Origin of the sequence: Pseudomonas sp. P1.8, from assembly GCF_001269805.1 — a bacterium.
Classification (GTDB): domain Bacteria; phylum Pseudomonadota; class Gammaproteobacteria; order Pseudomonadales; family Pseudomonadaceae; genus Aquipseudomonas.
On sequence record NZ_LHVM01000006.1, the window covers coordinates 145,646 to 159,464 of the forward strand.

12 protein-coding genes are annotated in these 13,819 nt (G+C 57.9%); 2 read left to right on the forward strand and 10 right to left on the reverse strand.

From position 1 onward, the window contains the following. Positions 1 to 67 precede the first annotated feature (67 nt). Together AD668_RS03085 and AD668_RS03090 are read right to left on the reverse strand one after the other, a co-directional pair. Positions 68 to 436: a DUF4440 domain-containing protein gene (locus AD668_RS03085; RefSeq protein WP_053154476.1), complete on the reverse strand. Its 369-nt coding sequence runs from the start codon at positions 434 to 436 to the stop codon at positions 68 to 70. Between the two features lie 47 nt (positions 437 to 483). Next, positions 484 to 1,137 (reverse strand): HD domain-containing protein, encoded by a 654-nt coding sequence (locus tag AD668_RS03090; protein ID WP_053154480.1) that lies wholly within the window; start codon positions 1,135 to 1,137, stop codon positions 484 to 486. A 266-nt stretch (positions 1,138 to 1,403) separates the two neighbouring features. On the opposite strand from AD668_RS03090, the gene AD668_RS03095 reads away from it, so the two are divergent. Next, positions 1,404 to 1,661, forward strand: a complete 258-nt coding sequence (locus AD668_RS03095) for a hypothetical protein (protein ID WP_053154483.1) — start codon at positions 1,404 to 1,406, stop codon at positions 1,659 to 1,661. Between the two features lie 372 nt (positions 1,662 to 2,033). After that, the gene (locus AD668_RS03100; RefSeq protein ID WP_053154486.1) at positions 2,034 to 2,624 is read left to right on the forward strand and encodes a hypothetical protein; all 591 of its coding nucleotides are present in this window, start codon (positions 2,034 to 2,036) and stop codon (positions 2,622 to 2,624) included. 135 nt (positions 2,625 to 2,759) lie between these two features. Here the strand turns inward: AD668_RS03100 and AD668_RS03105 are convergent, their stop codons facing one another. From AD668_RS03105 to AD668_RS03140, 8 genes are all read right to left on the reverse strand, one after another. Continuing rightward, a complete protein-coding gene (locus tag AD668_RS03105; RefSeq protein ID WP_053154489.1) occupies positions 2,760 to 3,731 on the reverse strand; it encodes a peptide ABC transporter ATP-binding protein in 972 nt (323 codons plus the stop codon). Then, a complete protein-coding gene (locus AD668_RS03110) occupies positions 3,731 to 4,699 on the reverse strand; it encodes an ABC transporter ATP-binding protein (RefSeq protein ID WP_053154492.1) in 969 nt (322 codons plus the stop codon). The genes AD668_RS03105 and AD668_RS03110 overlap by 1 nt, the downstream gene beginning before the upstream one ends. 10 nt (positions 4,700 to 4,709) lie before the next feature. After that, positions 4,710 to 5,636 (reverse strand): ABC transporter permease subunit, encoded by a 927-nt coding sequence (locus tag AD668_RS03115; protein ID WP_053154495.1) that lies wholly within the window; start codon positions 5,634 to 5,636, stop codon positions 4,710 to 4,712. A gap of 11 nt (positions 5,637 to 5,647) precedes the next feature. Further along, positions 5,648 to 6,658, reverse strand: coding sequence for an ABC transporter permease subunit (locus tag AD668_RS03120; protein ID WP_053154499.1), 1,011 nt, complete (start codon positions 6,656 to 6,658; stop codon positions 5,648 to 5,650). 72 nt (positions 6,659 to 6,730) lie between these two features. Then, positions 6,731 to 8,326, reverse strand: coding sequence for an ABC transporter substrate-binding protein (locus AD668_RS03125; RefSeq protein WP_053154502.1), 1,596 nt, complete (start codon positions 8,324 to 8,326; stop codon positions 6,731 to 6,733). A 79-nt stretch (positions 8,327 to 8,405) separates the two neighbouring features. Next, positions 8,406 to 9,836, reverse strand: a complete 1,431-nt coding sequence (locus AD668_RS03130) for an OprD family porin (protein WP_053154505.1) — start codon at positions 9,834 to 9,836, stop codon at positions 8,406 to 8,408. A 172-nt stretch (positions 9,837 to 10,008) separates the two neighbouring features. Beyond that, the gene (locus AD668_RS03135; protein WP_053154508.1) at positions 10,009 to 11,607 is read right to left on the reverse strand and encodes an ABC transporter substrate-binding protein; all 1,599 of its coding nucleotides are present in this window, start codon (positions 11,605 to 11,607) and stop codon (positions 10,009 to 10,011) included. A gap of 301 nt (positions 11,608 to 11,908) precedes the next feature. After that, positions 11,909 to 13,534, reverse strand: a complete 1,626-nt coding sequence (locus AD668_RS03140; protein ID WP_053154511.1) for an ABC transporter substrate-binding protein — start codon at positions 13,532 to 13,534, stop codon at positions 11,909 to 11,911. Positions 13,535 to 13,819 lie beyond the last annotated feature (285 nt).

The window sequence follows — 13,819 nt, forward strand, 5'->3', positions numbered from 1 at the left end:
ACTCGCCGCGGGCACTGTAGGAGCGAGCTTGCTCGCGAGGGATCCGGATTCGCCATGAATGCCTGCGTCATTGTTCACTGGGAATCAATGTCCCCTGGTGGAAAACCATCTGCCACTGCTCGCCCCGATTACGCCAGATGGAACTGCGCAGACTGTGGACTGCGCCGGGATGGTCGTGGCTGTCGACGTAACAATGATATGTCACCAAGGCGGTCTCTTCTGACAATGGCTTGATGGTAAAATGGCTGATGCTCCGTTGGATAAACGACTCATGGGGCAACTGCTCGACCACTTCGGCCTTGCTCCAGATGCCGCCACTGGCGCTGAACTCGATAAAGTCATCCGCGAGTAGGCGTGAGATTTCTTCAGCATTCCGTCGAGTCGTGTGTGACAGGAGGCGTCGTTCAAGTTGCAGCAGTGTTTGCGACAGATCCATGGCGCTTGTCCTTTCCTGAGTTATGCCGGTTCAGTGCTCCTGGCGTATCAGCCAATCCCGATCTCTTCCTTGAACTGTTCCAGAAACCCCTTCAAACGCTCATGACGAACCTGTGCCAGACGTTGCCCTGTCGCAGTCTGGAAGCCGTCTGCCAAGTGCAGCAGCTTGGTCTGGAAATGGTCGATGCAGAAGCGAGTGTCGTCATAGTCGCGGTCATTGGCCTGCGGGTCCTGCGGGTCGTAGAGGGCGCTGCCCATGCGCCCGGCAACGTAAAAGGTGCGGGCGACGCCGAGCATACCCAGGGAGTCGAGGCGGTCGGCGTCCTGCACGATTTTCGCTTCCAGCGAGGTCGGCGGGATGTTGGCGGAAAAGCTATGGGCTTCGATGGCGTGGGCGACGGCGGCGATTTTTGTCTCGCGCCAATCCAACTTCGCCAATACCCCTGACGCTTTGCGCGCTGCCAATTGCGATGCCTGCGAGCGCAACGGCGAGTTCTTTTCCACTGCTACACAATCATGCAACAACACCGCCGCCAGCAGCACCTCTAGATCGCCACCTTCCTGTGCCTGAATCAAGTGGGCGTTGTGCCAAACCCGTTGCAGGTGCGAAAGGTCGTGAGCGCCGTCTTCCGAGGGTTCCAGGGCGTGAGGTAGCAGGGTGGTGGCGAGTGATTGCATCGGTGCGAAGGCGTTGCTGATCATGCTGTGTCCTTTGATTAAACGTGTCGATCACGGGAAGTCCTGTCCTGCGTACATCCCGCGAATCCTGCGAGGGATTCTGTGGGTGCACAAGCGTTCTGGAAGGCGGAACACGCTTTGACCTTTTCGGCATAACTATTATTCAAAACCAATCTGCCAGGCATTGGCATTTTCTCTCATCCGTTAGCGTCCTATCTGGAGAACCCGGCTGATCGGAACTAGATTTCAATCAGCGCCAAACAGGCACTTTATGAAGGATGGATTCGGCTATGAACAGGTTGCTACGCGTTTTATTGATGTTGAAGGTGTTGGTGATGTTGACCCTTGGCAGCTCAGCGGTTTGGGCTGAGTGTGAGGAGCATGAGACACAGGCATCGAGCGGGCAGGGAGCGCACGGCGAGCTGATGATTGCAAAGTCTGAGTCCGAACCGGGTGATCAGGGGCAGGGTGGTACTGCCAACGATGACGATTCGACTACGGATGAACCGGACTCCGATGACGATGATGAGGGCGACAGCCAAACCTAGCCGTCAGGTTTTGGCCAAAAACAATCGCTCTTGGCTGGATGAAGCGCAATCGAAGACATAGCCGGGGGTAGATCTTCTGTAAAAAAGCGCCGTCCAGACGGTGCTTTTTTTAGCGCTGATGATTAGGGTTAACTTCGATGCTGGATTTTATATTTTGATTCTTGGAGATTGGGCGGTGAGTGTATATGTGTTTGTAGAGCGCTTTGGCAGTGCTTGGGTTTATCTGTAAGTTAATGTTTTTCAAGTTGAGACTGTTGGCGTTTTTTTATAATCTAAATTTGGCTCGGTTAATTGGGCTGAAACAGTAATGGAAGTTGTATTGAGTTATCTGTCGAAAGTTTAACTTTGTTGTTTAATTTAAGGGAATGTCAGATGAATGGAATCATTGAGAATGAGCCCGAGGGGTTGGATGTTGAGATTTCACGTGAACGATTAGCTTCGTCGCCTGTCAAGCCACCTCCCAAGGCGAAACCCCGCGTCATAGTTAAACCGGCAGTGAAGCCATCGGTGAAACCGCCGCTCAAGCCGCCTGTAACGGTAAGGCCTCCTGTAAAGCCTCCCGTCAAACCGTCAGCTATTCCAACGCCAGTCACTAAGCTGCCTCAGGCAAAGTTCAGTGTTCTCGAAAGTTTTGTGGCCCCCGTGCTTGTCAGTGTCACGGCCAATGCGTTGACCGGGCTTTTGCAATTCAATCATCCGGCCAATTCCGTGAAGAACGCCGACGACACGGTCACTTATCCCAATGGTTCAGTGGCAAATGATGTCGACGGCACAATCACCAATATCGATGGCAGCGTAACGCACACGAACGGAAAGACGGTTTATTTGAATGGCGATGTATTCGATGGGTCTAGCGGGCTATTTGTATTCGCCGACGGAACAACTGTTCAGGCCCTGCGTGATGAGAAAGGAGAATGGGTGTTTCCAACTGACGATTCGGCGGATGCACCTCCCCATCCTTGAACAACTGCACGTCAGTCAGAGCGAAAGTCTGACTTGATTGCGATCTTAAAAGTGCCGGACGCGAGACGCGACCGGCAGGGTGATCAGCCTTTCAAACCCTCTCCCGGATACTCCGCGAGAGGGTTTGAAGTTTTTTCAAGCGAGGAACTGTTCGGCGTAGTGGCAAGCCACCTGCCGGCTGTCGAGAAGGCGCAGGGCCGGCTCTTCAGTGCTGCAACGCTCGGTGGCGTACGGGCAACGCTTGTGGAAAGCGCAGCCCGGTGGCGGGTTCAGCGGGTTAGGCAACTCGCCGACGATCTTGATTTTCGGTTTGTTCGGGTCCGGGTGAATGGTCGGTGTGGCCGACAGCAACGCCTGGGTGTAGGGGTGCAGAGGGCGCTCGTAGATGTCGTTCTTCGGACCCATTTCCACCGGACGGCCGAGGTACATCACCATCACGTCGTCGGCAACATGTTGCACCACCGCCAGGTTGTGCGAAATGAACACGTAAGCGGTGTTGAACTCCTGCTGCAAATCCATGAACAGGTTCAACACCTGCGCCTGGATCGACACGTCCAGCGCCGAGGTCGGTTCGTCCGCCACCAGCACTTTCGGTTGCAGCATCATCGCGCGGGCCAGGGCGATCCGCTGGCGCTGACCGCCGGAGAACATGTGCGGATAACGCTGGTAATGCTCCGGACGCAAACCCACCTGCTTCATCATTGCCTGGACTTTTTCGCGGCGTTCGGAGGCCGACAGGTTGGTGTTGATCAGCAATGGCTCTGCAAGTTGATCACCGACTTTCTGCCGAGGGTTCAACGAGGCGTACGGGCTCTGGAACACCATCTGCACGTCTTTGCGCAGTTGTTTGCGCTGGGCCTTGTCGGCGCCGGCAACTTCCTGACCGGCGATTTTCAACGAGCCGGAAGATGGCTCCTCGATCAGGGTCAAGGCACGGGCCAGGGTGGACTTGCCGCAGCCAGATTCACCGACGACGGCGAGGGTCTTGCCGGCTTCCAGTTCGAACGACACACCGTTGAGGGCGCGTACGGTCGCGTGACCCTTGAACAGGCCACGGGACACTTCGTAGTGGCGGGTCAGGTCGCGGGCGGTAAGTACGACGGCCATTACGCCACCTCCTGGTTCAGCGGGTAGAAGCAGCGGGCGAGGCTGTTGCTTTTCGGGTCAAGGGTCGGACGCTGTGCTCGGCAGTTGTCCTGCACATACGGGCAGCGCGGCGACAGCAGGCAACCCTGCGGACGGTCGTAGCGACCGGGCACGATGCCCGGCAGGGTCGACAGACGCGAGGCGCCGAGGCTGTGTTCAGGAATCGCCTTGAGCAGCGCTTCGCTGTACGGGTGCGCCGGGATGTCGAACAGCTGCGGCACCTGGCCGACTTCGACGGCTTGGCCGGCGTACATCACGCATACGCGCTGGGCGGTTTCGGCCACAACCGCGAGGTCGTGGGTGATCAGCACCAGGCCCATGTTCTGCTCTTTCTGCAACGCCAGCAGCAGGTCCATGATCTGCGCCTGGATGGTGACGTCGAGGGCCGTGGTCGGTTCGTCGGCGATCAGCAGTTTCGGTTCACCGGCAATTGCCATGGCGATGGCGACACGCTGGCTCATACCGCCGGAGAGTTGATGCGGGTAGGCGTCCATGCGGCTGGCGGCGCCCGGAATTTCAACTTTTTCCAGCAGTTCGATGGCGCGCTTGCGGGCGGCCTTGCCGGACATTTTCAGGTGCAGGCGCAGCACTTCTTCGATCTGGAAACCCACGGTGTAGCTCGGGTTCAGCGCGGTCATCGGGTCCTGGAAAACCATGGACAAGTCTTTGCCGACGATTTGCCGACGCTGACGATTGCTCAACTTGAGCATGTCCTTGCCGTCAAAGCTGAGCGCGTCGGCGGTGACGATACCGGGATGCTCGATCAGGCCCATCAGCGCCATCATGGTCACGGACTTGCCCGAACCCGACTCGCCCACGATGGCCAACACTTCGCCCTTGTCCACTTTCAGGTCCAGACCGTCGACCACCGGCACGGCGTTTTTGTCGCCGAAGCGAACGTTGAGATTCTTGATTTCTAGCAATGACATTGGAATCTCCTCAGGCGGCGTTCTTGAGTTTCGGGTCCAGCGCATCGCGCAGGCCGTCACCCATCAAGTTGATTGCCAGCACGCTGAGCAAAATGGTCAAACCAGGCAGGCTCACGACCCACCAGGCGCGTTCGATGTAGTCGCGGGCCGAAGCCAGCATGGTGCCCCACTCAGGGGTTGGCGGTTGTACGCCAAGACCGAGGAAACCCAGGGCGGCGGCATCGAGAATCGCCGAGGAGAAGCTCAGGGTGGCCTGAACGATCAGCGGTGCCATGCAGTTGGGCAGCACGGTGATGAACATCAGGCGCGGCAGACCGGCACCGGCCAGGCGGGCGGCGGTCACGTAGTCGCGGTTCAGCTCGCCCATGACCGCAGCACGGGTCAGGCGGACATAGGACGGCAGGGACACCACGGCGATGGCGATCACGGTGTTGATGAGGCCAGGGCCGAGGATGGCGACGATCGCCACGGCCAGCAGCAGGGACGGCAGGGCCAGCATGATGTCCATCAGGCGCATGATGGTCGGGCCGAGCACGCGTGGGAAAAACCCGGCGAACAGGCCCATCAGGATGCCCGGGATCAGCGACATGACCACCGAGGACAAGCCGATCATCAAGGACAAGCGCGAGCCCTGGATCAGGCGCGACAGCAAATCGCGGCCCAGCTCATCGGTGCCGAGCAGGAACTGGATCTGCCCACCTTCCAGCCAGGCCGGCGGGGTCAGCAGGAAGTCGCGGTATTGCTCGCTCGGATCATGGGGCGCAACCCACGGGGCGAAGATGGCGCAGAAAATCACCAGCAGCATGAACATCAGGCCGGCGACGGCGCCCTTGTTCTTGGAGAACGCTTGCCAGAATTCCTTGTACGGCGACGGGTACAGCAGGCTCTGATCCACGGCGGAGGTGGCGGTGGCTACTGAGGATGTTGGAGTGCTCATGGGTATTGACCTCAGCGCTGATGACGGATGCGTGGGTTGGCAAAGCCGTAGAGGATGTCCACTACGAAGTTGACCAGAATCACCAGGCAGGCGATTAACAGGATGCCGTTTTGTACGACCGGGTAGTCTCGGGCGCCGATGGCTTCGATCAGCCATTTGCCGATGCCGGGCCAGGAGAAGATGGTTTCGGTCAGGACCGCACCGGCCAGCAGGGTGCCGACTTGCAGGCCGACCACGGTCAGGACCGGTATCAGCGCGTTGCGCAGACCGTGCACGAACACCACGCGTGACGGCGACAGGCCCTTGGCCTTGGCGGTACGGATGTAGTCTTCACGCAGCACTTCGAGCATCGAGGAACGGGTCATTCGCGCAATCACCGCCAGCGGAATGGTACCCAGCACGATGGCCGGCAGGATCAGGTGATGCAGGGCATCGAGGAACGCGCCGACGTCATCGGCCAGCAGCGTATCGATGAGCATGAAACCGGTGCGCGGCTCGATGTCGTACAGCAGGTCGATCCGCCCGGATACCGGGGTCCAGCCCAGGCTTACCGAGAAGAACATGATCAGGATCAGGCCCCACCAGAAGATCGGCATCGAATATCCCGCGAGGGAGATGCCCATCACCCCATGGTCGAACAGGGACCCTCGCTTGAGTGCCGCGATCACCCCGGCCAGAAGGCCCAGGATGCCGGCGAACAACAGAGCGGCCATGGACAGTTCCAGGGTCGCGGGGAACAGGGAAGTGAACTCGCTCCAGACGCTTTCACGGGTACGCAGAGATTCCCCGAGATCGCCTTGGGCCAGCTTGCCGATGTAATCCAGGTACTGGGCATACAGGGGTTTGTTCAGACCAAGGCGTTCCATTGCCTGAGCGTGCATTTCGGGATCGACCCTGCGTTCTCCCATCATGACTTCTACGGGGTCGCCCGGGATCATGCGAATCAACGCGAAAGTCAGCAGGGTGATGCCGAAGAACGTGGGGATCAACAACCCCAGTCGGCGGGCAATAAAACTAAACATCGTGTGTTGTACCTCATCAGCCGGTTAGGCGTGCCCGGCATGCCTGGGTCAGGAATGCCGGGAGTTTTCTTATTACTTCACCTGGGTGGTGGCGAAGTTATTCGTGGTGAGGGGGCTAATGTGATAGCCCTCTACGTTGTTGCGCATGGCGGTAAACATTCTAGTGTGTGCCATGCTGATCCAAGGCTGGTCCTGATTAAAAATAACCTGGGCCTGCTCGTAGAGTGCTGCACGTTCGGCCGGGTCGGTCTTTTCCCGAGCCTGATCGAGCAGCGCCTGGAACTTGTCATTGCACCAGCGGGCGTAGTTTTCTCCGTTCTTGGCCGCTTCACAACTGAGCATAGGCGTCAGGAAGTTATCCGGGTCGCCGTTGTCGCCCGCCCATCCGGCGGAAACCATGTCGTGCTCGCCGTTTTTGGCGCGTTTGAGCATTTCGCCCCATTCCATCACGCGGATGTCGATCTTGATCCCGACCTTGGCCAGGTCGGCCTGCATCATCTGCGCGCCAAGCATCGGATTCGGGTTGGTCGGACCGCCACCGTTGCGGGTGAACAGGGTTAAGGTGGTGCCTTCCGGTACACCGGCTTCCTTGAGCAGGGCACGTGCCTTGTCGAGGTCGCGGGCGGGATTCTTCAGGTTGTGGTTGTAACCCGGCAGGGTGTCCGGGTACGGATTGACCGCTGCTGTTGCGTTGCCTTTGCCAAACAGGGCGTTGACGTAGGCTTCCTTGTCGAACGCGATGTCGATGGCTTTGCGTACCCGCACATCATTCATGTACTTGTGCGTGGTGTTCATGGCGACGTAGGACACGGTCATCGCGTTCAGTTCGTCAACCTTCAGGTTCGGGTCTTTCTTGATACTCGGGATATCGTCCGGCTTCGGGTACAGCGCGACCTGGCATTCGTTGGCCTTGAGCTTTTGCAGGCGCACGTTGTTGTCGGTGGCGATCGCCAGGATCAGCGCTTCGGCCGGTGGCTTGCCACGGAAATAGTCCGGGTTGGCCTTGAAACGGACCTGGGCGTCCTTGTTGTAACGCTGAAAGACGAACGGGCCGGTGCCGATGGGCTTGTTGTTCAGGTCGCCGGTCTTGTTGGCCTTGAGCAACTGGTCGGCGTATTCAGCGGAGTAGATCGACGAGAAGGCCATGGCAATGTCGGCCAGGAACGGCGCTTCGCGACGGTTCAGGGTGAACTTGACCGTGTTGTCGTCGACCTTTTCGACGCTTTTCAGCAGTTCCTTGAAACCCATGCTTTCAAAGTATGGAAAACCCACGCTCGACAGTTTGTGCCACGGATGATTCGGGTCCAGTTGGCGCTGGAAGCTCCAGACCACGTCGTCGGCATTCATGTTGCGGGTCGGCTTGAAGTATTCGGTGGTGTGGAACTTGACGCCTTTGCGCAGGTGGAACGTGTAGCTCAGACCGTCTTCGCTGATGTCCCAGGATTCGGCCAGGGCCGGAATCACGTCAGTGGTGCCGGGCTTGAAGTCCGCCAGGCGATTGAAGATGGTTTCGGCGACGGCGTCGGCGGTGACTGCAGTCGTGTACTGGACCATGTCGAAGCCTTCGGGGCTGGCTTCGGTGCAGACCACCAGCGGCTTGGCCGAAACACCGACAGCGACACTGAGCAACGCGGCTGCGATGGCCGCGCGTAGGGGAAGCATTTTCATCTATAACCCTCTGCAATCGATTTGAAGGACAATCGCCGAACGGCCGGTTCGCTGTTGAATCAGCCGTTCGACAGGTTCATTACAGAATGTTGAATGGAATGGTGGTCACGAGACGGAACTCGTTGATGCTGCCATCGGCCTGGAATTCACTGGCGCGGTGAGCCGTGTAGGTGCCACGAATCGTGGTGGCCTTGAGCGGACCGCTCTGCACGGTGTAGGTCGCACCGATGCCGTATTCGTAATGATGTTCGCCGTCTTGCTGCTGGATACCGTCGTAGCCTTTGTCCGCCACACCTTTGTTGCCAGTGTAGTGAGTGCCGTCGATACCCCAGCCACGCGCCTGGTAGATGTTGAACTTCAGGCCGGGCACGCCGTATTCAGCCATGTTCAGGCCGTAGGCGATCTGGAAGGACTTCTCGTTCGGGCCGTTGAAGTCCGAAAGCAGGGAGTTGGCCAGGTAGATGCCGTTGGTTTCGTGCAGGTAGTCGAAGTACTCGTTACCGTTCACTTCCTGGTACGAGAAGGTCAGGGTGTGGGCTTGATGGGTCAGGCCGAACGACAGGGAATAGGTGTCGTTGTCGATGTCACCGATCAGCGCCTTACCTTCTTCCTGGGTTTTGTAGTAGTTAAGACCGGTAGTCAGGCTCAGTACCTGACTATCGCCCAGTACGTGGGAAGCGCCGAAGTAGTACTGGTTCCAGATGTCTTCAGCCTGAGTTGCCCAGAGACTGGTGGTCAGGCTGGCGAAAGGGCTGTAGGTGATACCGCCGGTGTAGACGTGATCGGTTTCAACGATGCCGTTGGCGTATTCGGTGCGGAATTTGCGCTGGCTTTCTTCGGTACGCGGAGAGTTGCGGTCGAAGGTGGCCAGGTCGAATTGCAGGTTGTTCAGCTCTTCACTGTGGATCGCCACACCCTGGAAGCTCGAAGGTAGAGCGCGGTTGCTGATGACATCGACCATCGGGCTGCTGAAGTTCATGCGGCCGGCAGTCATGGTGGTGTTGGAGAAACGGGCCTTGACGTTGGCCAGGCCCAGTTTGCTCCACTGACCTTGGGCGTCGCCGCCTTCCTTGGTCAAGGTGCGGTTGTTACCTGCGCCGGGACGAGTGCCCGGTGCGCCACCGTTATTGGACGCCAGATCCTTGCGGTCCTGGTCCAGGGCGATGGCGTTGTAGGCCGCGACTTCAGTGCTGAGGCCGAGGGCGCCCTCGGTGAAGCCCGAGTTGTACTTGATGATGGTGCCTTGGACCCAGTTGATCCGGCGATCGGTCGGGGTCGAAACGCCGTCTTTCTTATAGGTGAATTTACTGCCGCGTTTCAGTTGCTCGTTGGCGTACCAGTTGCGCGTGGTGCCGCTGATCGACTGGCCTTCAACAAAACCTGTGGCTTCGCTCTGGGCGCTTTTTTCATTCACGGTCACTGGCGTGAAGGCCTGGCTTTTGGATTCAGCATAAGCCGTGGCGGTTACGCTGCTGATGGCTAGGGCCAACATCGTATTGCTCAGATTCATGGGTAAAGCTCCTGCTTTCTTATTTTATAACCGGTCTTTTTTTGATGATCCGGCTTTGGTTTTTAACTCATTCACGACATCGCAAACGTTTGCTGAAGGCCAAGTTGGCGAATTACAGCAATACGCCTGCGTGAGGGTGGAAAATCCACCCTCGGCGTTTATGGCTAATCGGTTATTTTTCTATGCTGACACCCGAAAAGACGTTGCGACCGAACGGGCTCACTTTGAACCCTTCGATTTTGGCGCTCAGCGGTTGGTTGACCGTTGAGTGGGCGACCGGCGTGATCGGCACTTGCTGCTTGAGCAGCTGCTGCGCCTGTTTGTAGAGCACGGTGCGCTGGTCGCGGTCGGTGACGATCTTGGCCTGCTTGATCAGCTGGTCGTAAGCCGGATCACACCACATGGAGTAGTTGTTGCCACCGATGGCGTCACAGCTGTACAGCGTGCCCAGCCAGTTGTCAGGATCACCATTGTCCCCGGTCCAGCCAATCAGGCTGACGTCGTGCTCGCCATTCTTGGTGCGCTTGATGTACTCGCCCCACTCATAGGTGACGATCTTGACCTTGAGGCCGATCTTCGCCCAGTCGGCCTGGAGCATTTCGGCCATCAACTTGGCGTTGGGGTTGTACGGACGCTGGACCGGCATGGCCCAGAGAGTGATCTCGGTGCCTTCCTTGACGCCCGCGGCCTTGAGCAGTTCCTTGGCTTTTTCCGGGTTGTAGGCGGCGTCTTTGATGGTGTCGTCGTAGGACCATTGGGTCGGCGGCATGGCGTTGACCGCCAGTTGTCCTGCACCCTGGTAAACGGCGTTAAGGATGCCTTGTTTGTTCACCGCCATGTCCAGCGCCTGGCGCACTTGGAGTTGGTCGAAGGGTTTGTGGCGCACGTTATAGGCGATGTAGCCGAGGTTGAACCCGGGTTTCTCGATCAGTTGCAGTTTCGGGTCGTTCCTCAGCGAGGTGACATCGGCCGGGCGTGGGTGCAGGGTGATCTGGCACTCGTTTGCCTTGAGTTTCTGCACGCGCACCGATGCATCGGTGTTGATGGCGAAAATCAGGTTGTCGAGCTTCACGCGGCTCGGATCCCAGTATTGCTTGTTGCCGGTGTAACGAATGTTCGAGTCTTTCTGATAGCTCTTGAACACGAACGGACCGGTACCGATCGGTTTCTGGTTGATGTCGCTCGGTTTGCCCTCGGCCAGCAACTTGTCGGCGTACTCGGCGGACAGAATGGCGGCGAAACTCATGGCGATGTTCTGGATGAACGCGGCGTCCACGCTGTTTAGCGTAAAGACCACGGTCAGCGGCCCGGTCTTCTCGACCTTGGCGATGTTCTTGTTCAGGCTCATGCCGTTGAAGTACGGGAACTCGGTAGGGTAAGCCTTACGGAAAGGTTGTTGCGGGTCGAGCATGCGATTGAACGTGAACAACACGTCATCGGCGTTGAAGTCGCGGGTCGGTGTGAAGTACCTGGTGGTATGAAACTTCACCCCTTCGCGCAGGTGGAACGTGTACTTGAGGCCGTCCTCGGAAATATCCCAACTCGTTGCCAGACCCGGAACGACATTGGTCGCGCCTTTTTCAAACTCTGCCAGGCGGTTGTACAGCGGCTCGGCGGCGTCGTTATCGGTCGCGGTGGTGTACTGCGCCGTATCGAAACCGGCGGGGCTGCCCTCAGAGCAGAACACCAGGCTGCTCGCGGCCTGGCTGATGGACGTGGCGGCCAGCAGGCCGGTGCCCAGCAATGCGGATATAACCAAGGTATGGCGCATAACGCTCCCTTTTCTCAAAGTGTTGACAATGAGCCGCCGTCCCGTCCGGGGACGTGGCAGCATCACTGAGTTCAAGCCATACAGGCAGCAAAACCGATCAGCCACGCATGCGCTGGTCGATACCCGACGGTAGGCACCGTGGGACCGGCAGTAAATGCGTAGAGTCCTAAAGACTCGTAGGAAATGGCAGCGCGTCCGACTCGAAAGCTGTAGGGAGCCTCGGATTCGGATGTAGGCAAATTCCTACTTTTTCGGCAGATAAAACAACGGCGACGTCAAAAAACGTCGCCGCTGCAAAACCTTATTTGCTGACGCTGACGCCGTAGAAGGAGTTCAAGCCAAATGGGCTGATCTTGAAGTCCTGCACGTTGGCGCGCATGGGTTGGAACACCGTCGAGTGAGCGATAGGTGTCATCGGGACGGCGTCTTTGAGGACGTGTTGCGCTTGTTTGTACAGCTCAGTGCGCTTGCCTTGGTCCGAAGTCCGCTTGGCTTGCTTGACGATGTCGTCAAACTTCTTGTCGCACCACTTGGAGAAGTTGTTGCCTTCCAGGGAGTCGCAGCCGAACAGCACGTTGAGCCAGTTGTCCGGGTCACCGTTGTCGCCGCTCCAGCCAATCAGCATCGCACCGTTTTCGCCGCCCTTGGAGCGCTTGATGTACTCGCCCCATTCGTAGCTCTGGATCTTGACCTTGAGGCCGATCTTGGCCCAGTCGGATTGCAGCATTTCAGCCATCAGCTTGGCGTTAGGGTTGTACGGACGCTGAACCGGCATCGCCCACAGTACGATTTCGGTACCTTCCTTGACGCCGGCTTCCTTGAGCAGCTCCTTGGCTTTCTCAGGGTCGTACTTGGCGTCCTTGATGGTGGTGTCGTAGGACCACTGGGTCGGCGGCATGGCGTTGACCGCCAGTTGGCCAGCGCCCTGGTACACGGAGTCAATGATCTGCTGCTTGTTGACGGCCATGTCCATCGCCTGGCGCACTTTCAACTGCGACATCGGGTTCGGTTTGTCGTCGCCCTTGATCTTGTCCATCACGTTGTAGGCGATGTAGCCCAGGTTGAAGCCGGCCTGCTCAGGCATCTTCAAGGATTTATCTTCTTTGAGCGCCTTCAGGTCCGCCGGACGAGGGAACAGGGTGACCTGGCATTCGTTTTTCTTCAGTTTCTGGATGCGTACCGACGGGTCGGTGGTAATGGCGAAGATCAGGTTGTCGATCTTCACGTCATCCGGCTTCCAGTAGTCCTTGTTCCCGGTGTAGCGGATGTTGGAGTCTTTCTGGTAGCTCTTGAATACGAACGGGCCGGTGCCGACCGGCTTCTGGTTGATGTCGGCGGCTTTGCCTTCCTTGAGCAGCTGGGCGGCGTACTCGGCGGACTGAACCGAGGCGAAGCTCATGGCCATGTTCTGGATGAACGCGGCATCGACGTCTTTGAGGGTGAACTTGACGGTGTGATCGTCGACTTTATCGATCTTGGTGATGTTGGTATCCATCCCCATATCGGTGAAGTACGGGAATTCGGTCGGGTACGCTTTGCGGAACGGATCATCCTTGTTGATCATGCGATTAAAGGTGAACAGCACGTCGTCGGCGTTGAACTCACGAGTTGGCTTGAAGTACGGGGTGGTGTGGAACTTGACGCCTTCACGCAGGTGGAAGGTGTAAGTCAGGCCGTCATCGGAAACATCCCAGCTGGTCGCCAGGCCAGGAATCACGGCGGTGCCGCCGCGCTCGAACTGGGTCAGGCGGTTGAACATGGTTTCAGCAGAGGCGTCGAAGTCGGTTCCGGTGGTGTATTGACCTGGATCGAAACCGGCCGGGCTCCCTTCGGAGCAGAACACCAGGTTAGTCGCAGCTTGGGCGAACGGTGCGCTGGCTAACAAGCTTGCGCCAAGTAGGAACGGAATGACCGCGTGTTTAAGCATGGTGGCCTCATGATTTGTTGTCATTTTTGGAATGTGAGGACGACCTCGTGAGTCGTTCCTGCGGATACTTATGCAGGGGCCATACCCATTGCAAGATCCAGAGTGACTACTAGCCTTAAACGGTGGCACGAACGTACCTTAATGTCGCATTCGTGTAAGTTCCGCCGCATTTGACCGTTTGCGCGGCGTTTTTACGGTGCAAATGGCGCACTTTGGCGGTGCGCGCGAAACCCTGGTTGCTCCCGGTTGGAGCGAGGTGTTACTTATTCATACCCCGGTTTGTGG

Excerpts from the sequence above, each read along its gene's own strand:
- AD668_RS03110 (WP_053154492.1), bottom strand. The coding sequence starts at position 4,699 with ATGTCATTGCTAGAAATCAAGAATCTCAACGTTCGCTTCGGCGACAAA.
- AD668_RS03085 (WP_053154476.1), bottom strand. The coding sequence starts at position 436 with ATGGATCTGTCGCAAACACTGCTGCAACTTGAACGACGCCTCCTGTCA.
- AD668_RS03135 (WP_053154508.1), bottom strand. The coding sequence starts at position 11,607 with ATGCGCCATACCTTGGTTATATCCGCATTGCTGGGCACCGGCCTGCTG.
- AD668_RS03125 (WP_053154502.1), bottom strand. The coding sequence starts at position 8,326 with ATGAAAATGCTTCCCCTACGCGCGGCCATCGCAGCCGCGTTGCTCAGT.
- AD668_RS03140 (WP_053154511.1), bottom strand. The coding sequence starts at position 13,534 with ATGCTTAAACACGCGGTCATTCCGTTCCTACTTGGCGCAAGCTTGTTA.
- AD668_RS03115 (WP_053154495.1), bottom strand. The coding sequence starts at position 5,636 with ATGAGCACTCCAACATCCTCAGTAGCCACCGCCACCTCCGCCGTGGAT.
- AD668_RS03120 (WP_053154499.1), bottom strand. The coding sequence starts at position 6,658 with ATGTTTAGTTTTATTGCCCGCCGACTGGGGTTGTTGATCCCCACGTTC.
- AD668_RS03105 (WP_053154489.1), bottom strand. The coding sequence starts at position 3,731 with ATGGCCGTCGTACTTACCGCCCGCGACCTGACCCGCCACTACGAAGTG.
- AD668_RS03100 (WP_053154486.1), top strand. The coding sequence starts at position 2,034 with ATGAATGGAATCATTGAGAATGAGCCCGAGGGGTTGGATGTTGAGATT.
- AD668_RS03090 (WP_053154480.1), bottom strand. The coding sequence starts at position 1,137 with ATGATCAGCAACGCCTTCGCACCGATGCAATCACTCGCCACCACCCTG.
- AD668_RS03130 (WP_053154505.1), bottom strand. The coding sequence starts at position 9,836 with ATGAATCTGAGCAATACGATGTTGGCCCTAGCCATCAGCAGCGTAACC.
- AD668_RS03095 (WP_053154483.1), top strand. The coding sequence starts at position 1,404 with ATGAACAGGTTGCTACGCGTTTTATTGATGTTGAAGGTGTTGGTGATG.